This window comes from Amycolatopsis sp. NPDC047767 (assembly GCF_040704195.1).
Lineage (GTDB): Bacteria > Actinomycetota > Actinomycetes > Mycobacteriales > Pseudonocardiaceae > Amycolatopsis.
The window spans coordinates 245,659-264,858 of sequence record NZ_JBEYSJ010000008.1 but is presented as its reverse complement, the minus strand read 5'-3'; the positions used below and the strand labels follow the sequence as shown (position 1 = coordinate 264,858).

The 19,200-nt window shown below is 71.2% G+C and carries 19 protein-coding genes; 10 read left to right on the top strand and 9 right to left on the bottom strand.

From position 1 onward, the window contains the following. Window positions 1-61: 61 nt before the first annotated feature. From AB0878_RS17695 to AB0878_RS17685, 3 genes are all read left to right on the top strand, one after another. Entirely contained in the window at window positions 62-1,009 is a 948-nt protein-coding gene (locus AB0878_RS17695; protein ID WP_366581022.1) for an RIO1 family regulatory kinase/ATPase, read from the top strand. 363 nt (window positions 1,010-1,372) lie between these two features. Beyond that, a complete protein-coding gene (locus AB0878_RS17690) occupies window positions 1,373-2,899 on the top strand; it encodes a DEAD/DEAH box helicase (RefSeq protein ID WP_366581020.1) in 1,527 nt (508 codons plus the stop codon). A gap of 100 nt (window positions 2,900-2,999) precedes the next feature. Next, the gene (locus AB0878_RS17685) at window positions 3,000-4,175 is read left to right on the top strand and encodes an 8-amino-7-oxononanoate synthase (RefSeq protein ID WP_366581018.1); all 1,176 of its coding nucleotides are present in this window, start codon (window positions 3,000-3,002) and stop codon (window positions 4,173-4,175) included. Here the strand turns inward: AB0878_RS17685 and AB0878_RS17680 are convergent. Together AB0878_RS17680 and AB0878_RS17675 are read right to left on the bottom strand one after the other, a co-directional pair. Next, a complete protein-coding gene (locus tag AB0878_RS17680; RefSeq protein ID WP_366581016.1) occupies window positions 4,172-4,630 on the bottom strand; it encodes a GNAT family N-acetyltransferase in 459 nt (152 codons plus the stop codon). The two genes, AB0878_RS17685 and AB0878_RS17680, sit on opposite strands and share 4 nt — an antisense overlap. Before the next feature lie 52 nt (window positions 4,631-4,682). After that, the gene (locus AB0878_RS17675; protein WP_366581014.1) at window positions 4,683-5,507 is read right to left on the bottom strand and encodes a serine protease; all 825 of its coding nucleotides are present in this window, start codon (window positions 5,505-5,507) and stop codon (window positions 4,683-4,685) included. Window positions 5,508-5,949: 442 nt separating this feature from the next. Between AB0878_RS17675 and AB0878_RS17670 the strand changes: the two genes are divergently transcribed. Both AB0878_RS17670 and AB0878_RS17665 read left to right on the top strand, forming a co-directional pair. Continuing rightward, window positions 5,950-6,564: a M15 family metallopeptidase gene (locus AB0878_RS17670; RefSeq protein WP_366581012.1), complete on the top strand. Its 615-nt coding sequence runs from the start codon at window positions 5,950-5,952 to the stop codon at window positions 6,562-6,564. Window positions 6,565-6,639: 75 nt separating this feature from the next. Further along, complete coding sequence (locus tag AB0878_RS17665; RefSeq protein WP_366581010.1) at window positions 6,640-8,034, top strand: mycothione reductase; 1,395 nt, start codon at window positions 6,640-6,642, stop codon at window positions 8,032-8,034. A gap of 55 nt (window positions 8,035-8,089) precedes the next feature. On the opposite strand, the gene AB0878_RS17660 is transcribed toward AB0878_RS17665, so the two are convergent. After that, window positions 8,090-9,364 (bottom strand): MFS transporter, encoded by a 1,275-nt coding sequence (locus AB0878_RS17660; protein WP_366581008.1) that lies wholly within the window; start codon window positions 9,362-9,364, stop codon window positions 8,090-8,092. Window positions 9,365-9,413: 49 nt separating this feature from the next. On the opposite strand from AB0878_RS17660, the gene AB0878_RS17655 reads away from it, so the two are divergent. Together AB0878_RS17655 and AB0878_RS17650 are read left to right on the top strand one after the other, a co-directional pair. Then, the gene (locus tag AB0878_RS17655; protein ID WP_366581006.1) at window positions 9,414-10,103 is read left to right on the top strand and encodes a FadR/GntR family transcriptional regulator; all 690 of its coding nucleotides are present in this window, start codon (window positions 9,414-9,416) and stop codon (window positions 10,101-10,103) included. Window positions 10,104-10,501: 398 nt separating this feature from the next. Continuing rightward, complete coding sequence (locus AB0878_RS17650) at window positions 10,502-11,470, top strand: SGNH/GDSL hydrolase family protein (RefSeq protein ID WP_366581004.1); 969 nt, start codon at window positions 10,502-10,504, stop codon at window positions 11,468-11,470. Here AB0878_RS17650 and map read toward each other — a convergent pair. From map to AB0878_RS17635, 3 genes are all read right to left on the bottom strand, one after another. Further along, window positions 11,457-12,314 carry a type I methionyl aminopeptidase gene (map, locus tag AB0878_RS17645; protein WP_285969430.1) on the bottom strand — a complete coding sequence of 286 codons (858 nt, stop codon included), beginning with the start codon at window positions 12,312-12,314 and terminating at the stop codon, window positions 11,457-11,459. The two genes, AB0878_RS17650 and map, sit on opposite strands and share 14 nt — an antisense overlap. Window positions 12,315-12,332: 18 nt before the next feature. Beyond that, window positions 12,333-14,156, bottom strand: a complete 1,824-nt coding sequence (locus AB0878_RS17640; RefSeq protein ID WP_366581001.1) for a penicillin-binding transpeptidase domain-containing protein — start codon at window positions 14,154-14,156, stop codon at window positions 12,333-12,335. Window positions 14,157-14,225: 69 nt separating this feature from the next. Further along, the gene (locus tag AB0878_RS17635) at window positions 14,226-15,080 is read right to left on the bottom strand and encodes a GNAT family N-acetyltransferase (protein WP_366580999.1); all 855 of its coding nucleotides are present in this window, start codon (window positions 15,078-15,080) and stop codon (window positions 14,226-14,228) included. Window positions 15,081-15,160: 80 nt separating this feature from the next. On the opposite strand from AB0878_RS17635, the gene AB0878_RS17630 reads away from it, so the two are divergent. Next, a complete protein-coding gene (locus tag AB0878_RS17630) occupies window positions 15,161-15,367 on the top strand; it encodes a DUF4177 domain-containing protein (protein WP_366580997.1) in 207 nt (68 codons plus the stop codon). Between the two features lie 261 nt (window positions 15,368-15,628). Here the strand turns inward: AB0878_RS17630 and AB0878_RS17625 are convergent, their stop codons facing one another. After that, entirely contained in the window at window positions 15,629-16,027 is a 399-nt protein-coding gene (locus AB0878_RS17625) for a VOC family protein (protein WP_366580995.1), read from the bottom strand. Between the two features lie 124 nt (window positions 16,028-16,151). On the opposite strand from AB0878_RS17625, the gene AB0878_RS17620 reads away from it, so the two are divergent. Further along, window positions 16,152-16,751 carry a hypothetical protein gene (locus AB0878_RS17620; protein ID WP_366580993.1) on the top strand — a complete coding sequence of 200 codons (600 nt, stop codon included), beginning with the start codon at window positions 16,152-16,154 and terminating at the stop codon, window positions 16,749-16,751. Window positions 16,752-16,767: 16 nt separating this feature from the next. Here the strand turns inward: AB0878_RS17620 and AB0878_RS17615 are convergent, their stop codons facing one another. Further along, window positions 16,768-17,586, bottom strand: a complete 819-nt coding sequence (locus AB0878_RS17615; protein WP_366580991.1) for an AraC family transcriptional regulator — start codon at window positions 17,584-17,586, stop codon at window positions 16,768-16,770. Between the two features lie 75 nt (window positions 17,587-17,661). On the opposite strand from AB0878_RS17615, the gene AB0878_RS17610 reads away from it, so the two are divergent. Next, complete coding sequence (locus tag AB0878_RS17610; RefSeq protein ID WP_220237842.1) at window positions 17,662-17,916, top strand: hypothetical protein; 255 nt, start codon at window positions 17,662-17,664, stop codon at window positions 17,914-17,916. Between the two features lie 47 nt (window positions 17,917-17,963). Here the strand turns inward: AB0878_RS17610 and ispG are convergent, their stop codons facing one another. After that, on the bottom strand, window positions 17,964-19,115 hold the full coding sequence (ispG, locus tag AB0878_RS17605) for a flavodoxin-dependent (E)-4-hydroxy-3-methylbut-2-enyl-diphosphate synthase (RefSeq protein WP_366580989.1): 1,152 nt from the start codon (window positions 19,113-19,115) through the stop codon (window positions 17,964-17,966). Between the last annotated feature and the right edge of the window lie 85 nt (window positions 19,116-19,200).

The window sequence follows — 19,200 nt, the reverse complement described above, 5'->3', positions numbered from 1 at the left end:
CCTCTCGGCTAGAGCCTGCGCGCTCGCCCGGTGGGGCACCCCGATCGAGGAGAACCCACCAGTGCGCGAGCACGACTACGAAGACCTTCACGCGTCCGATTTCGAGCGTCCCCGTCGTGGGCGGCGCTTCCGCGACGAACCCGAGCCGACCCGCCGGGGCCGGCTCACCGAGGGCGAGCGCGTCCGCCTCGCCCAGGCGCGCGACGACGCCTACACCGAAACCGACCTCCCGGACGGCGCCGACCGCTGGACCACCTGGGACGACGCCGACCAAGGCCCGCACCCGAGGCCCGACTGGGTGATCACGGAGCTCGCGGCCGTCGACACCGACCTGGGAGTGCTCAAAACCGGCAAGGAGGCCGACGTCCACCTCCTGCGCCGCACCCTGCCCGGCACGGACGGCGTGCTCCTGGCCGCCAAGCGCTACCGCAGCGACGAGCACCGCCTGTTCCACCGTGACGCCGGATACCTCGAAGGCCGGCGCATGCGGCGCTCCCGCGAGATGCGGGCCATGGCGGGCCGCACCTCCTTCGGGCGCAACCTGATCGCCGAGCAGTGGGCGGTCGCGGAGTTCGCCGCGCTGAGTCGCTTGTGGACGATCGGGGCACCCGTGCCCTATCCCGTGCAGCGCCACGGGACCGAGCTGCTGCTCGAGTTCCTCGGCGAGCCCGACGGCACGGCCGCGCCCCGGCTCGCGCAGCTGCGCCCGGAGCCCGACGAGCTGACCGAACTGTGGGACCAGGCGGTGTCGGCACTGGAACTGCTCGCCACGCAAGGGCTCGGGCACGGCGACCTGTCCGCGTACAACCTCCTGGTGCACGAAGGGCACCTGATGGTGATCGACCTCCCGCAGGTCGTCGACCTCGTCGCGAACCCGCGTGGCCGGGAGTTCCTGGAGCGCGACGTGCGCAACCTCGCGGGCTGGTTCCAGGCCCGTGGCCTGCCGGAACGCGTGACGAACGCCGAGGACCTCGTGGCGGACCTGGCCTACGCCGCCGGCCTCGGCTGAACGGCCGCCGGTACGGTGGGTGGCGTCGCGTCGCTCGGCCGTTCGGCCGCGTTCTCGAACGTGGCCCAGACCACAACTGCGACGCCGCCCACAACCGGACACCTGGGTGTGAAGCAGAAGCCCTGACTCCGGTACAGTGAACACAGACCGCAACCGGCGGCGTGGATGAGTTGGTGTCCGTCGCCTCCAAAGCCCACTGACGGGCTCGCGGTGAAATCCGAAGCATTTCCATCGGCGCTCGATGGTGGGAACTCCTGAGCGCGCCGGGTCCGTCCCTGTGAACGCCCATTGCACACCATCTTGCCCTGCCTGCGAGCGGGCAGCCCGGGCCTCCTTGCGACGTGCCACGTCCGAGAGGCATAAGTGACAGTCACGTTCAACTCCGGCCATTCCGCAGCGTCGTCCCACTCGGGGCCGGGCCGCGGTGACCGTACCGACCGCAAGCCGCGGCAGCGCCCCGCGCGTGGGGACTTCCTCCGCGACGACGCCGTCGAGACGGTGGCCACGAAGACCTTCGCGGAGCTCGGCCTGCCCGACGAGCTGCTGCGCGCGCTGGCCGAGGCCGGCATCAACTCGCCGTTCCCGATCCAGTCCGCCACGATCCCCGACGCCCTCGCGGGCCGCGACGTGCTGGGCCGCGCCCAGACCGGTTCGGGCAAGACGCTGGCGTTCGGCCTGGCCATCCTGGCCCGGCTCAACGGCGGCAAGGCCCGCCCGAAGCGCCCCCGCGCGCTCGTGCTGGTGCCGACCCGTGAGCTGGCCATGCAGGTGGCCGACTCGCTGACCCCGCTCGCCAAGTCGCTCGGCCTGTGGTGCCGCACGGCCGTGGGCGGCATGGCCTTCACCCGTCAGGCCGACGCGCTCTCGCGTGGCGTCGACCTGCTCATCGCCACCCCGGGCCGGCTGTCGGACCACGTCCGGCAGGGCACCGCTTCGCTGAGCGACTGCAACTTCATCGCGCTCGACGAGGCCGACCAGATGGCCGACATGGGCTTCATGCCGCAGGTACGGGAGATCCTCGACCTCACCCCGGCGCGCGGCCAGCGGCTGCTGTTCTCGGCGACCCTCGACGGCGACGTGAACAAGCTGGTGCAGCAGTACCTGACCGACCCGGTCACGCACTCGGTCGCGCCGTCGACCGCGAGCGTCGACACCATGGACCACCACGTGCTCCAGGTTTCGCACCAGGACAAGCAGGACATCATCACGCAGATCGGTGCCCGCGAGGGCCGCACGATCATGTTCGTGCGCACCAAGCACCACGTCGACCGCCTCACCGAGCGGCTGCGTGAGCAGGGTGTGCACGCGGCGGCGCTGCACGGTGGCAAGACCCAGGGGCAGCGCAACCGCGTGCTGGCCGACTTCAAGGAAGGCCACACCCCGGTGCTGGTCGCCACGGACGTCGCCGCGCGCGGCATCCACGTGGACGACATCTCCCTGGTGCTGCACGTGGACCCGGCCGCGGACCACAAGGACTACCTGCACCGCGCGGGCCGCACGGCGCGCGCCGGTGCGTCGGGTGTCGTCGTCACGCTGGTGACGCACGACCAGCGCCGCACCGTCCGCCGGATGACCGACCGGGCCGGCGTGCGCGCCGAGACCACGGTCGTCCGCCCGGGCGACGCGGAGCTCTCGCGCATCACGGGTGCGCAGGAGCCGAGCGGCGAGCCGGTGATCGAGCGTCGCCGCGAGTCGCCGCGCCGCAGCGGTGGCCGGGGCTTCGGCGGTGGCCGCGAGCGCGGTGAGCGCAGCTACGGCGAGAACCGCGACCGCGGTGGTTACGGTTCGCGCGAAGGCCGCCCGAGCTACGGCGGTCGTGGCCGGTCCGGCAACGGTTCGGGTCGCCCGCAGCGCCCGGGTCGTCCGCAGCGCCGTGGTTACGACAGCTGAGTTCCGAATCGAGGAAAAGCCCCGCCTTCGTGCGGGGCTTTTTCTTTTGTGTGGCAGGGCCCACGGTTCCGCGCGTGACGCGGGTGGGACACTGCGGGACGTGAACGCCATCCCGCAGCTGCCGCCCGAGAACGTCTTCGACTGGCTCGACACCGAGGCCGAGAAGCGCGCGGATGCGGGTCTGGTGCGGCGGCTGCGGGCGCGGCCCGCGCAGGCGGACGAGCTCGACCTGGCCGGCAACGACTACCTCGGCCTGGCGCGCGACAAGCGCGTTGTCGGCGCCGCCGCGGCCGCCGCCATGCGCTGGGGCGCGGGCGCCACGGGCTCCCGGCTCGTCACGGGGTCGACCGAGCTGCACGCCGAGCTGGAGCTCGAACTCGCGCGCTTCTGCGGCGCCCAGGCGGCGCTGGTGTTCTCCTCGGGCTTTGCGGCGAACCTCGGCGCGGTGACGGCGTTGTCCGGCGCGGAGTCGGCGATCGTCACGGACAAGTACATCCACGCGTCGCTCATCGAAGGCTGCCGCCTGTCGCGCGCCGACGTGGCGGCCGTGGCCCACGCGACGCCGTCGGCGATCCAGCACGCGCTGTCCACGCGCCGCAAGCCGCGTGCCCTGGTGGTCACGGACTCGGTGTTCTCCGTCGACGGCGACCTCGCCCCGCTGGGCGAGCTCGCGGAAATCTGCCGCGGCGCCGGTGCCGCCCTGCTCGTCGACGACGCCCACGGCTTCGGCGTTCTCGGCGAAGGCGGCCGCGGCGCCGTCCACGCGGCCGGGCTGTCCGCCTCGCCGGACGTCGTGACCACGCTGACGCTGTCCAAGTCGCTCGGCGCTCAGGGCGGCGCCGTCGTCGGCCCGCGGCGCGTGATCAAGCACCTGGTGGACACGGCGCGGAGTTTCATCTTCGACACCGCGCTCGCGCCCGCCAGCGTCGCCGCCGCCCTGACGGCTTTGAACGTGCTGAAGGCCGACCCTGCGCTGCCCACGAAGGTGACGGACAACGCGGGCAACATCGCCATGCAGCTCAAGGCCGCCGGCCTGCGCGCCAGCCTTCCCGACGCCGCCGTGATCTCGGTGCAGGCCCCCTCCGCCGAGGCCGCCGTCACGTGGGCCGAGTCCTGCGCCGACCAGGGCATCCGGGTCGGCTGCTTCCGCCCGCCGTCCGTGCCGGACGGCATCTCGCGCCTGCGCCTCACCGCCCGCGCCGACCTCACCGAGGCGGACGTGGACCGCGCCGTGAAGGTCATCACCGCAACGGCCCCCCGAGGCGCGGCTTCCTAGTTCGCCGCGCCTTCGGCGGGGTCCTTGGCGACGCGGCGCATGGTGATGTGCGGGATGCCGTCGTCGAGGAACTCGTCGCCTTCGGGCACGAAACCGAAGCGGGCGTAGAGGGCTTGGGCGTACGTCTGCGCGTCGAGGACGAACTCGTTGGTCGCGCCGGCCAGAGCGGCGTCCATCAAGGACGCGGCGAGGCCCTGGCCGCGGGCTGAAGCGGCCGTGACGACGCGGCCGATGCGGGAGACGCCGCCCGGGTCGGCGAGGACGCGCAGGTACGACGTGATGCCGTCCGCGGTCTCGAACCACAGGTGGCGCGTCGTGGGCAGGAGGTCACGCCCGTCGACGTCGCCGTAGGCGCACTCCTGCTCGACGACGAACACGTCGGCGCGCAGGCGGAGGATCGCGTAGAGCTGGGCGGCGGTGAGGTCGGGGCCGGTCGCGTGGTGCGGGGTCGTCACGACCCCTGCTTAACATAGCTCAGCCGCGGACCCGCCGCGGGGACGGCAGAGCTCAGCCGAGGATCCGCGCCTGCGACTGCGCGGCGATGTCGTCGGCGTACGTCGCCACGCGCGTGTACACACCGGGCTTGCCGGCCTTCGCGCAGCCGTCGCCGAAGGAGACGATGCCGATGAGGGTGTCGCCGACCACGAGGGGGCCGCCGGAGTCGCCCTGGCAGGCGTCGATGCCGCCGTCCGGGTAGCCGGCGCAGACCATGCTCGACGGGTCGTACGTGTCGTAGGCCGTCTTGCACGTGGAATCGCTGACCAGCGGCACGACGGCGCTGCGCAGGTAGTCGGAACGGTCGCCGCCGTCGGCGACACGGCCCCAGCCGAGGACGGTCGCCTGGGTGCCTTCGGCGTACTCCGCGCGGTCGCTCGCCGACGCGATCTTCGCCGGCCGGTAGGGCAGCTGGCCGCGCACGCTGAGCACCGCGACGTCGGCGCCCTTCGTCGGGTCGGAGAAGTCCGGGTCGACCCACTCGCGCGACACGGTGAACACCACGCCGTCGTTCGTGCGCTTGTCCTGGCGGCCCGCGACCACGCGAACGTTGTTGCTGGGCAACGCCGCGGCGCAGTGCGCCGCCGTCGCGACGGCCGTGGAGCTCACGATCACGGCGCCGCAGAACTGGTTCCCGTTCTGGTCGGCGAGGTACACCGCGTACGGGTGGTCGGACAGCGTGGCCTCGTCACCGCCGACGATCCGCGGCTGCGCGCCGGAAGGCGGCGTCGGAGCGTCCTGTGCCGACGCCGTGCTGACCGCGATCGGCACCGTCACCGCGGTCACGAGCAGGGCCCCGGCCGCGAGAAGGAGCGGACGGCGGAACTTGGCGGGCATGGGATTCCCCTTCGGCAGAGCATTTCGGCCAAGGCATTCGACCAAGGCGTTCGGCAGGGCATTCGGCGAGAGCGAGCAGCGGGATCGCGGCGCGTGAACGAGCAGCCGCGATTACCCTAAACGGAGCAGGCCCGAAATGGTGTCACTGGAACGGGTGGACTCAGCGCTTACGGAGCGCGTTTGATTGGCTGGTTCCATGCGACGGAGAGCGACGGCCGCGGTCGGCACCCTGATCACGTTCCTGCTGGTCGGCTGCAGCACGCCGGCGCCCTCGGTCCCACCCGGACCGCGGTCACCGAGCGCGACGAGCCGGACGAGCGCCCCACTCCCGACAACCCGGACAGCGACGACCCCGCCGCCCGTCACCTGGCAGGTGGGTGCACACCCGCTCCCCCTCCGTCCCGACGGCTTCGGCGAAATCCTCCCGACTCCACCCGAACTGGTGAACCGCGCCCTGCCGACGCGCGACTTCCTGCCGCCGCCGGCGGGCACGACCTACACGTCGAAGATCGTCCCCGTCCCCGCCGCTGTGCTCGCGCGCAGCACCTGGCAGGCCGCGTGCCCGGTGAAGTCGACGGACCTGCGGTACGTCACGCTCTCCTTCTGGGGCTTCGACGGCCGCACCCACACCGGCGAGCTGCTCGTGAACCGCACCGGTGCGCAGGCCGTCGTCACGGCGTTCGGCAGGCTCTTCGCGCAACGGTTCCCCCTCGAGGAGATGCGCGTCACCAGCCCCGAGGAGCTCGACGCCCCGCCCACCGGCGACGGCAACGACACGAGCGCCTTCGTCTGCCGTCCGGTCCGCGGCGAGACGAACTGGTCCGCCCACGCGTACGGGCTGGCCGTGGACGTGAACCCGTTCTGCAACCCGTACACGAAGGGACCGCTGGTGCTGCCGGAACTGGCGTCGGCGTACCTGGACCGCTCGCGCGTTCGGCCCGGGATGGTCGTCGCGGGTGGACCGGTCGTGCGCGCCTTCGCCGCCGTCGGCTGGAGCTGGGGCGGCGCGTGGACCTCGCCGGTCGACCGGATGCACTTCACAGCCACCGGCCACTGATCACGGGAACACCCGGTGCAGCCGCGCAGTTGACTAGGCTGGGAACGCCCGTTCTACGGCTTTCGGAGGAAGACTGTGCCGCACTACGACCTGGTGATCGTCGGGACCGGATCGGGGAACTCGATCCTCGACCCGCGCTTCGCCGACCTGAAGACGGCGATCGTCGAAAAGGGGACGTTCGGCGGCACCTGCCTCAACGTGGGCTGTATCCCGACCAAGATGTTCGTCTACGCCGCCGACGTGGCCGCGACGCCTTCCCACAGCTCCCGCTTCGGCGTGGACGAGGAGCTCAAGGGCGTGCGCTGGCCCGAGATCCGCGACCGCGTCTTCGGGCGCATCGACCCGATCGCCGCGGGCGGCGCGGAGTACCGGAAGAACCACGAGGACAACAAGAACGTCGACGTCTACCAGGGCGAAGGCCGCTTCACCGGCATGAAGGAGCTGCGCGTCAGCTTCACCGACGGGCGGCCCGACGAGGTCCTGACGGCCGACCGTTTCGTGCTCGCCGCGGGCGGGCGCCCGGTCGTGCCGGACGTCCCTGGCCTCGCGGAGACCGGCTACTACACCTCCGACACGATCATGCGGCTCGACGCCCTGCCCCGCCGGATCACCATCCTCGGCGGCGGTTACATCGCGGCGGAGTTCGCGCACGTGTTCGCGTCGTTCGGCGTGGACGTGACCGTGGTCCTGCGCTCGGGCGCGATGGTGCGCGGCGAGGACGAGGATGTGAGCGCCCGCTTCACCGAGCTGGCCGCGGAGCGCTTCGACCTGCGCCGGGACCGCAAGATCCTGCGCGCGCACCGCGAAGCCACGGGTGCGGTGCTGGAACTCGAAGGCCCGCACGGCGCCGAGACGGTGGAGACCGACCTCATCCTGGTCGCCATCGGCCGCACGCCGAACTCCGACGTGCTCGACGTCGCCGCCACCGGCGTCACCACGAAGGCCAGCGGCCACGTGATCGTGGACGACCACCAGGAGACGGTGGTGCCGGGCATCTACGCGCTCGGGGACATGTCGTCGCCGTATGAGCTGAAGCACGTCGCGAACCACGAAAGCCGTGTGGTGCAACACAACCTGCTGCACCCGGACGACCGCATCAAGGCCGACCACCGCTTCGTGCCGCACGCGATCTTCAGCTCGCCGCAGATCGCCTCGGTGGGCCTGACCGAACAGGACGCGCGCGCCCGCGGCGTGTCCTACGTCGTGTCCAAACAGGACTACGCCGGCATCGCCTACGGCTGGGCCATGGAGGACACGACGGGCTTCGCGAAGCTGCTCGCCGACCCCGCCACGGGCCAGCTGCTCGGCGCCCACATCATCGGCCCGCAGGCCTCGTCGGTCATCCAGCCGCTCATCCAGGCCATGAGCTTCGGCCTCGACGCCCGCAGCATGGCGCGCGGCCAGTACTGGATCCACCCGGCGATGCCGGAGCTGATCGAGAACGCGCTGCTGAACCTGCCGCTGGACTGAGGTTCCGGCGAGAAAAGGGCCTCCCCGCGTGGGGAGGCCCTTTTTCGTCGTCGGCTCAGACGAAGCGCGGCCGTCCGGCGAGGAAGCCGACGGACATCTGCGCGCAGGTCACGGCGATGAGGACGATGAGCGAGACGGTCCAGCCGCCCGTGGCGTCGTGGAGGAGGCCGAAGACGAAGGGGCCCACCGCGGCGAGCAGGTAGCCGTAGCCCTGGGCCATGCCGGACAGGCGCGCGGTGTCGGCGCCGGTGCGGGCGCGCAGGGCGATGACGGTGAGGGCGAGCGAGAAAACGCTCATGCCGATGCCGATCAGCACGCTCCACAGCAGCGGCGAGAAGGCCGGGGCCACGAGCAGGCCGAGCATGCCGGCCACGCCGCACACACCCATGCCGAAGATCCACCAGCTCTGGCTGCCCTGGCGGGCCGCGATGGGCGGGATGACGAGGCTGATCGGCACGGCGATCACGGAGATCAGGCCCAGCAGCAGGCCGGCGTCGCCCTTGCTGACGCCCGAGTCGATGAAGACCTGCGGAAGCCAGCCCATGACCACGTAGGCGATGAAGGACTGCAGGCCGAAGAAGATCGTGACGATCCAGGCGAGCGGGCTGCGCAGGAGGGAGCGCCCGCCGGCGGCGCTGGCGGCCGGTTTTGCGGCGCGGCCGGTGCCGCGCGCGGCGAAGAGCCACACGGCCAGCGCGAGCGCGCCCAGCACCGCCCACGAACCGAGCGACAGGCGCCAGCCGCCGAACGCCGTCTCCAGGGGCGGGCTCGCGGCGGACCCCGCGGCGCCGCCGCCTTGCAGCGCGGCCGTGTAGACGCCGGTCATCATGCCGACGCGCGTCGGGAAGGAATCCTTGATCACCACGGGGATGAGGACGTTGATGAGCGCGATGCCCGCCGTCGCGACGAGGGTGCCGCCGAGGACCACGAGCTGACCGTCGACGACGCGCAGCACCAGCCCGGCCGTGAGCACCGCCAGGGCGAACCCGATCGCGGAGCCGATGCCGAACCGGCGGGAAAGCAGCGGCGCGGCCATTCCCGCGCCGGCGAAACACAGGCCGGGCAACGTCGTCAGCACACTCGCCCAGATCGCCGACGCGCCGAGGCTGCCACGCATCTCCGCGAGCAGCGGGCCGACGCTCGTGATGGCCGGGCGCAGGTTCAGCGCCGTCAGCACCACCGCGACGGCGAGCAGCACGCCGCCCGCGATCACCCCGGGCCGGCGCACGCCGCCGGACTCCTCGTCTTCGATGCCGCCTTCGAGTTCGAGCTCGAGGCGGTCGGAGTAGGAGGCGGGGTGCGGGGTGGGATCCCAGGAATCGACGGACACGTCAGCTACTATCGCATACATAGGATGATTGGATGAAGGGATTAATCCTGTGCCTCTCGCCACCACCCGGCGCGCGGGCCTGGTCGACCAGGTCATCGACCAGCTGCGCGACGCGATCGCACAGGGGGAATGGCCGGTCGGGCAGCGCATCCCCACCGAGCCCGCGCTGGTCGCCCAGCTCGGCGTCGGGCGCAACACCGTGCGCGAGGCCGTCCGCGCGCTCGCGCACACCGGCATCCTCGAAGTCCGCCAGGGCGACGGCACGTACGTCCGCGCCACCAGCGAGGTCTCCGGCGCCCTTCGGCGCCTGTGCGGCACCGAGCTGCGCGAGATCCTGCAGGTCCGTCGCACCCTGGAGGTCGAAGGCGCGCGCCTGGCCGCCACCGCCCGCACCGACGCGGAAGTCGAGAGCCTGCGCGTGCTGCTCCAGCGGCGCGACTCCGACCAGCTCGACGGCCGCGTCGACGACTTCGCCCGCACCGACGCGGAGTTCCACCTCGAGATCGTCCGATGTGGACACAACGGCCTGCTGTTCGAGCTCTACCGCGGCCTGATGGAGGCCATCACCGCCAGCGTCGCCTCCACCTACGACCACCCCGACCACGCCGAGCTCGCCCAGCACCGCGCCATCGTCGACGCCATCGAAGCCCGCGACCCGGCCGGCGCCGCCCAGGCCGCCGGCGACTTCCTCGACGAAATCCTGGCGCGGGCCGAGGAATCGGGCAAAACCGCCGACTGACGAACGCTTTCGCACGGGCTCCGACCCGGCTCGCTGCCCGCGAACCCGGGACGATTCCTCGCCCCGCCGCCCGAGCCGACGCCGCCGATGCTCGCGGAGTGCCAACGCTCCTTGTGCCGCGCTGAGGAAGTCAGCGACCGCCGCTTGCTGACCGAAATCGCTCGCCACACGGCGACCCGAGCGGCTCCCGGCAGGTCTGCACCACCAAGGCCGCGCGACACTCCCGGCCGCTTCTCGCGGCAGCGACCCGGCCCCGAGGCCACGCCCCCGCCACGACCGACGAACAGCCTCACCCGCCCGCGTGAGACTTGAACGTGAAAGTCTCTCAGATAAGTTGCGGCAGTTCCCGCCGCCGCGCGAGAGTTCGATCACCATCCCCCGGACGAAGAGGTCACCTCGTGCGCCGTTCGCCCCTTGTCGTGTTGCTCGTGGTTGCCGGGCTGGTCGCCGGTGCCACCGCCGCGGCCGCCAGTACGCCGTCGTTCCGCAAGTACGTCGCGCTCGGTGACTCGTACACCGCCGGGCCGCTGATTCCGTGGCAGCAGCTGAGCTGGTGTTTCCGGTCGAACAACAACTACCCGTCCTGGCTCGCGACGCGGCTGGGGATCTACGACACGGCCGGCGCGTTCACCGACGTCAGCTGCTCGTCGGCCGACACGTCGAACATGACGCAGCCGCAGGTCACGCCGTCGCCGAGCATTCCGCTCTCGACGCAACAGCCGCAGTTCGACGCGCTGCACGCCGACACCGACCTGGTCACCATCGGCATCGGCGGCAACGACGACAGCGTCTTCGGCGACCTCACCGGCACCTGCCCCACGCTGCGCGCCGACGACCCGACCGGCGCGCCCTGCCAGGCGCACTACACCGTGGACGGCGTGGACACCATGGCCGCCGCGGTGCAGGCGACCGGCCGCAACGTCGCGAAGGTCGTGCAAGGCGTGAAGGACCGCTCCCCCGCCGCGACGATCGTGCTCGTCGGTTACCCGCGCCTGCTGCCGCCCACGGGCACGTGCCCGAGCGTGATCCCGTTCGCCGACGGCGACTACGCGTGGGCGGACGGCATCGAGCAGAAGCTCAACGCCGCCATCGAAGAAGCTGCACAGAGCGAAGGCGTGCACTTCGTCGACACCTACGGCCCCAGCCTCGGCCACGACGCGTGCGCCGGCCGCGCCGCGTGGGTCAACGGCCAGAGCACCAACGTCTTCGAGGCCGTGGCCTACCACCCGTTCAAAGCCGGGATGGAAGCCGAGGCCGGCCTGATCGCGCAGGAGCTCGGCGTGCAGGGCAGTGCCAAGGCACCGGCGCCGAAGAGCAAGGCCGACCCCGCTCAGCTGGCCCGGGCCGCGCACCTCACGGGAGCGTGAGGATCTCCGCGCCGTCGGCCGTGACCACGAGGGTGTGCTCGAACTGGGCCGTCCACTTCTTGTCCTTCGTGGTCACGGTCCAGTTGTCATCCCACACGTCGTAGTCGATGGTGCCGAGGGTGATCATCGGCTCGATCGTGAAGGTCATGCCCTCCTCGATCAGCGTGTGGACCGAGGGCTCCTCGTAGTGCAGCACCGTCGGCGCGGTGTGGAACGCCGGGCCGACGCCGTGGCCGGTGAAGTCGCGCACCACGCCGTAGCCGAAGCGCTTGGCGTACGCCTCGATCACGCGGCCGATCACGTTCAGCTGCCGGCCGGGGCGCACCGCCTTGATGGCGCGCGCCGTGGCCTCGCGAGTGCGCTCGACGAGCAGCTTCGCCTCCTCGGAGACGTCGCCGGCGAGGAAGGTGGCGTTGCAGTCGCCGTGGACGCCGCCGATGAAGGCGGTGACGTCGATGTTGCAGATGTCGCCGTCCTCGATCACGGTCGAGTCGGGGATGCCGTGGCAGATCACCTCGTTGAGCGAGGTGCAGCACGACTTCGGGAACGCGCGGTAGCCCAGCGTCGACGGGTAGGCGTGGTGGTCGAGCAGGAACTCGTGCACGACCTTGTCGATGTCGTCGGTGCTCGCGCCGGGCTTGACGGCCTTGCCGCCCTCCTCCAGCGCCTGTGCGGCGATCCTCGACGCCACGCGCATGGCCTCGATCACCTCGGGCGTGCGCACACCGTTGCCGGTGTCCCGCTTCGGCGCCGGCCGGTCGACGTACTCGGGGCGGGCGATGTCGGCGGGAACGGCGCGGCGCGGAGTCTGGACGCCGGGCTTCAACGGGGCACGAACGGACATGCCCTCCAGACTACGACGTCACTTCGCGGCCACGCCCGCGAGGAACCGGTGGGCGGCGTCGACGGCCGGTTTCGACGAGCCGGCGTCGGTGAGCAGTACCGCGAACGCCAGGTCGCCCTGGTAGCCGACGAACCAGCCGTGGGAGTGCGTGCCGTCGCCGAACTGGGCCGTGCCGGTCTTCCCGCGCACGTCGGGCAGATCACGCAGGGCGGTGGCTGTGCCGGTGGTCACGACGTCGCGCATCATCGAGCGCACGGCGTCGAGCACCTCCGGCCGCGGCGCCGGGCCGAGGCCGCTCACCTTGGCGGGCTGGCCGCGCACCAGCGTCGGAACGGGGACTTTTCCGGACTGCACGGCCGCGGCGGCGAGCGCCATCCCGAACGGGCTCGTGACCACGGTCCCCTGCCCGAAGCCGTTTTCCGCCCGCTGCACCACGGAATCGGTCTTCGGCGCCGACCCGGTGACGGTCGTCAGGCCGGGGATCACGAAGTCGGCGCCGATGCCGAGCGAGCGCGCCGCGTCGGCGAGTGCCGTCGGCGAGAGGTCGGCCGACAGCTGGGCGAACGTCGTGTTGCACGACTGCGCGAACGCCTTGGCCAGCGGCACCGTACCGAGGTCGAAGCGGCCTTCGTTGGGCACCACGCGGCCGGCGAACGTCACCGTGCCCGGGCAGGCGACCGGTGAGTCGACCTTAACGCGGCCGGCCGTGAGCGCGGCCGTCGCGGTGACGATCTTGAACGTCGACCCCGGCGGGAAGCGGCCGGTGAGCGCGAGCGGTCCCTGTTCGTCGGCGGGCTCGTTCTGGGCGACGGCCAGCAGCTGCCCCGTCGACGGCTGCAGCGCCACGATGGCCGCGGCGGTCTTCACCGGTGCCAGGGCCTTCTCGGCGGCGGTCTGGATGTGCGTGCTGAGCGTGCTCGTGACGGCCGGCGGCTCCTTGGGCGGCACGGCGTCGAGCTCGCTGGCCTCGCTGCCGGTGACGTCGAGCGAGACGATCCGCCAGCCCGCGCCGCCCGCGGCCTGCTGCTCGACCATCGAGCGCAGCGCGGGCAGGATCTGGCGGCCGGTGTCGCGGTTGTCGGGCAGGAGGCGTTCCTGGCTCGTGAAGCGGACGCCGGGCAGGTCGTAGATGGTGGGCTTGACCTGCTCGTAGTCGGTGTCGCGCAAGGAAAGCACGGGGTAGGCGGCACCGGGTTTGGTGGCCTTGATGCCGTCGAGCACGGAGCGGCCGGTCACCGTCGGCTCGAAGCGGTGCAGTGCCGAGCCGAGCTTGCTGGCGACGGCCGTGGTGTTGCCCGTCTTCGCCGGGTCCACGACGACGCCGATCACGGTCTGCGGGCGCAGCAGCGGGAAGCCGTCGCGGTCGAGCACCGGCGCGGGTTCGGCCGGGTCGGCCACGATCGCGATGCTCTGCGACGGCGCCAGCTGCGGGTGCACGACGGTGGGCTGCCAGTGCACCTGCCAGCCGTCTTCGGCCGAGCGCAGCTGGGCGTCGGAGGTGTAGCTCCAGGTGCGGCCCTTGGGCAGGTGCCAGGTGAGGCGGTAGCCGCCGGTGGCGTTGTCGCCCGACTGCTTCACGGTCTCCTCGCTCGCCTCGATCGACTCGGGTTTGAGCGCGGTGCGGACCTGGGTGAGCAGGATCTTCGCGGCGTCGGGTGAGTCGGTGCGCGCGGCGGCCGCGGCGACGTCACCGGTGCTGACGGCGGTGAGGAAGGCGGCGAGGGTGTCTTCGGGTCCGTCGGAGGAGAACAGGCCGCAGCCGGCGAGCGGCAGGACGGTCGCGACGGCGGCGGTCAGGGCCGCTGCGCGGTGTCGACGGTGCGGGTGCCGACCAGGTGCCATGCGTCGGATCGAACCAGCCCGGCGGGCGCGTTCCGGGCCGAAACGCCGACCCGGAAGGGCGAATCGGGTTCAGAACAGGACGGTCGCGTACTGGCCGACCTGCTGGAACCCGATCCGGCGGTACGCGGCGAGGGCGGGGCTGTTGAACGCGTTGACGTAGAGGCTCGCGGTGCGGCCGAGGCCGTGGACGAGCCGGTTGACGACCGCGGCCGTGCCCGCGGTGCCCAAGCCCGCGCTGCGGCGCTCCGGGTGCACCCACACGCCCTGGATCTGGCCGACGCCGGCCGACATCGCGCCGATCTCGGCCTTGAACACGACCTCGCCGTCTTCGAACCGGGCGAACGCCCGTCCGGTGGCGATCAACTCGCTCACGCGGGCGCGGTAGCTGGCGCCGCCGTCGCCGCTGCGCGGGTCGACGCCCACCTCCTCGATGAACATCGCGACGGCCGCGGGCAGGTAGCGGTCCAGCTCGTCGGGCCGCACCGCGCGCACGTGCGGGTCGGCTTTCACGTGCGGGCTGCCGTCGAGCGCCATCAGCGGCTGGTCACCCCGCACTTCGCGGGCGGGCCCCCACTCGCTCGACAGCTCGTCCCACAACCCCAGCACCTGCTCGGCCGGCCCGACGAGCGACGAGCATGTGCGCTGGCGGCGCAACGCCCGGTCCGCGAACGACCGCAACGCCGACGCGTTGCCGCGCAACGGAATCAGGTTCGGGCCGGCAAAACACAACCCCTGGAACCGCGTGGACCGCCCCGGGCGGCCGTCGGAAGCCCAGAGCTCGCCACCAAGCCGCCACGGGTCGAGGCCCGCGGCCTCGACCCTGGCGCTGACCATGCAGCTGCTCACCGGGTCGGCGGCCAGTGCGGCGCGCACTGCCGGATAGTCCCGATCGTCGAGCAGCCGTGCACCTGCAAGCCGCAACACAGTGTCCAGAGTGCCAGATGACGCGGATGAACGGAACGCAAGCCCACCGACACGCTCAGATGAACGGCACAATCGGACGTATGCAGCGCTACACGTACAAGGTCGTCGAACTCCGCGAGAAGATGCTGGGCGGCAAAATGTCCGGCGACAAGCTGGAACGCCTCCTCAACGACGAGGCCAGCGACGGATGGCAACTGAAGACCATCACCTCGGCTGACGTGAAGGGCCGGGTGGGACCTGGAGGGGTGGACGGACTGTTGGTGACGTTCGAACGACCGGTCCAGTAGCCGGTCGCGGCGCGCCGGCGGCCGGGTTTCGAGGCTCGGGGCCGACGGGACAAACCCCCGCCCTCGCAAGGGGGCGTCCCTCGTCCATTCTATCGCCCGCCCCCGACAAAACCCGTGGCCAAGTTCCGAACCGGCCGAGTTGTCCACAACTCGGCGACGGTATGGACAACTCCGGCCGTGATCGAGGCCTGCAGGCTCGGTCCGACGCGAACGCCCGGTTCTCTGCGCAAGACGAGGAACAGCACAAGCACCAAGCGGCGCTCACGCGCCCCGGTAGGTGCCGATCGTCCAGCTGTTGCCCTCCGGGTCGCGCAGGCTGAAGGTGTGTGAGCCGTAGTCGGTGTCGTGGGGGGCGAGGGTGATGTCGGCGCCGGAGGCGGCCACGCGGGTGTGGATGGCGTCCACGTGGTCGGAGACGACGTAGATCGCGCCGGTGCCCGGCTTCATGGCGTCGTGGACGTTGTCGGCGGGGCCATCGCAGCTGCCGAGCATCACGCCGCCGCCTTCGGGCCAGCGGAGCTCGGCGTGGGCGATGGCGCGCTCGGCGCCACCGGGGGCCACCAGCGTCTCCTCGAAGCCCAGGACGTCGACGAGGAAGCGCACGGCCGCGGGGGCGTCGTCGTAGCGGAGGGCGGGCCAGACTGTCGGTTGAGGTGTCATGCCGTCGAGTCTGGTTCCGCGGGCACCGAGTCGTCTTGGAGGAACGGGAGCTCTTCGGCGATCCGAGGCGAAACGATCGAACCCGATCCTCCGACTGATCGGCATGCGAATTGGCCAAGGCGGCATGTTCACCGCCTTCATCACTGCAATCGGACTCCTGGTGCTGCTCGCCGTCGGCATCGCCACCCGCCAAGACGCCGACTGGTGGGCAGCATGGGGCAGCTGGGCTGGTGGGATCGGCTCAATCGCCGCAGCCGTGGCCGCGCTCTGGATCGCCCGCCGAGGATGGGAACTCGACGAGCGGAAAACCAGCGAGCGCAATGCACGCAAGTTCGCGGTGTGGGTGACTTCCAACGGCGGTCTCACGCCTGTCGCCCTGTTCGCGAACACCACCGACCTGCCCGTTTACGACGTTGTCGTCAAAACGCGAGTGCTCACCTTCAACCACACCTTCAACCTCGGCACCCTGTCAACGACCGAGCGAGTGGGAGCCGAACTCCCCGCGATCGGGCGGCGACTCACGCATTCGATTCGAGCAGACGTGTTCACGAAAATCGGTCAGGCCGCCTACTACGAGCCCAGTGCAGACGGTCAACGGGCGGCCAGCAACACTGCCTATGTCGAAACACTCGACGCCATTCGGAAGATCGAGTTGACCGTCACGTTCAGACAAGGCGAGTACCGCTGGCGCGCGACCGGTGCAGGCAGGTTGAGCCGTCTTTGACCTGGTGAGAACAGCCTCAGGCTTCTGGTTCCGCGGGCACCGAGTCGTCTTGGAGGAACGGGAGCTCTTCGGCGATCCACGTCCGCGGTGAGCACCCCGCGAGAGCGCGCCATTCGTTCGACAGGTGCGCCTGGTCGTAGTAGCCGGCGTCGACGGCCACCGTGGCCAGGTCCGAGGCGCCGGCGCGCAGGAGGCTGCCGGCGCGTTCGAAGCGCAGCACGCGCGCCACCTGTTTCGGGGCCAGGCCGACCTCCGCGCGGAAGCGTTCGCCGAGGTGCCGGCGGCTCCAGCCGACCGACGAGGCCAGGTCCGTCACCCGCACGCCGCCCGAACGCGCCCGCAGGAGCCGCCAAGCCTCGCCCAGCTCGGGAGCCGGAGGGGGCGTCGACGCGGCCGAGGCAACCAGCACCTCGTCCAGCACGGCGAATCGCGTGGGCCAGTCCGCAGCTTCGAAGAGGCGCGAAGGCAACGAAGCCCACGGCCGGCCGAACTCGGCCAGGTCCACGACCCGCCCGCTCAGCTCCGCGGCCGTCACGCCGAGCAGGGAACGCACGCCCAGCGGATCCAGTTCGATGTGCAGGCCGCACTGCACCCGGTCCTGCGTGATGAGCGCCGGCGAGGTGTGCAGGCCGCCGACCAGCGCCTGCAGCGTGCCCGAGCCGGGCAAGCCGGCGAAGCGGATCGGCTGCTCCAGGCTGATGATCAGCGTCACGTGCCGCGACGGCAGGCCGCGGTGGACCGACAACGTGACGTCGTCCTGGGCGTAGCCGATGTAGCGCGTGACCAGCGGCCGCAGCACCGGGTGCGGCAAGCGGGTGGCCCAGCTGTGACTCACCTGACCAGCGTAGGCCGGAAGGCGCCGGTTTCTGCTACCACGGACAGCGGGGGCCACCGGAGAAGGGACGCGGCAGTGACCATCCAGGAGCAGGCCCAGCAACTCGAACTGCTGGCCGACTCGGTGCCCACCGGCATCGCCCTCGCGACGAAGGGCGAGCTGGAGGACCTGCAGTCGCAGGTGCTCGGGCTGCTCGGCGAGACGTCCACCGCCACGTCCATCCAGGGCGCGATCCAGCTGGCCAGCCAGCAGATCGACGAGGTCGCCGCGGCGCTGGAGAACGTGCGCATGCAGATCAAGGACGCCGCCCAGCACCACCTGCAGGGCTGAAAAAACCGGCCCCGCACCCGAAGGCGCGGGGCCGGTGCGAGAAAAACTCAGCCGACCGTGACGCTCGGCGAACCCTCGCCGATGCTCTCGCCGGCTTCCTCGGCGATGCGCATGGCCTCTTCGATCAGGGTCTCCACGATCGCGTGCTCGGGCACGGTCTTGATGACCTCGCCCTTCACGAAGATCTGGCCCTTGCCGTTGCCGGACGCGACACCCAGGTCGGCCTCGCGGGCCTCGCCGGGGCCGTTGACGACGCAGCCCATGACCGCGACGCGCAGCGGGATCTCCATGCCCTCCAGACCGGCCGTGACCTGGTCTGCGAGCGTGTAGACGTCCACCTGCGCGCGCCCGCACGACGGGCACGACACGATCTCCAGCTTGCGCGGCCGCAGGTTCAACGACTGCAGGATCTGCGCGCCGACCTTGACCTCCTCGACCGGCGGGGCCGAGAGCGACACGCGGATGGTGTCGCCGATGCCCTGGCGCAGCAGCGCGCCGAACGCGACGGCCGACTTGATCGTGCCCTGGAACGCGGGCCCGGCCTCGGTGACACCGAGGTGCAGCGGGTAGTCGCACTGCTCGGCGAGCAGCTCGTACGCGCGGACCATGACCACCGGGTCGTTGTGCTTGACCGAGATCTTGATGTCGTGGAAGTCGTGCTCGGCGAAGAGCGAGGCCTCCCACATCGCCGACTCGGCCAGCGCCTCGGGCGTGGCCTTGCCGTACTTCTCGAGCAGGCGCTTGTCGAGCGAACCGGCGTTGACGCCGATCCGGATCGGCGTGCCGTGGTCCTTCGCGGCCTGCGCGATCTCCTTGACCTGGTCGTCGAACTTGCGGATGTTGCCCGGGTTCACGCGCACGGCGGCGCAGCCGGCCTCGATGGCGGCGAACACGTACTTGGGCTGGAAGTGGATGTCGGCGATCACCGGGATCTGCGACTTCTTCGCGATCGCGGGCAGCGCCTCGGCGTCGTCGGCGGACGGGCACGCGACACGGACGATGTCGCAGCCGGCGGCGGTGAGCTCGGCGATCTGCTGGAGGGTGGCGTTGACGTCGGAGGTCAGCGTCGTCGTCATCGACTGGACGGAGATGGGGAAGTCGCTGCCGACACCGACGGAACCCACGTGGAGCTGGCGGGTTTTGCGGCGCTCGGCGAGGACGGGGGGCGGCAGTGCAGGCATACCTAGCGCGACGGTCACGTCCCCAGCCTACCTACTCCATCCGGCCCTGCTTCAACGAAGTCAACCGTCACGGTGAGCAGCGTTACCCCCGGTCGGGGGCCCA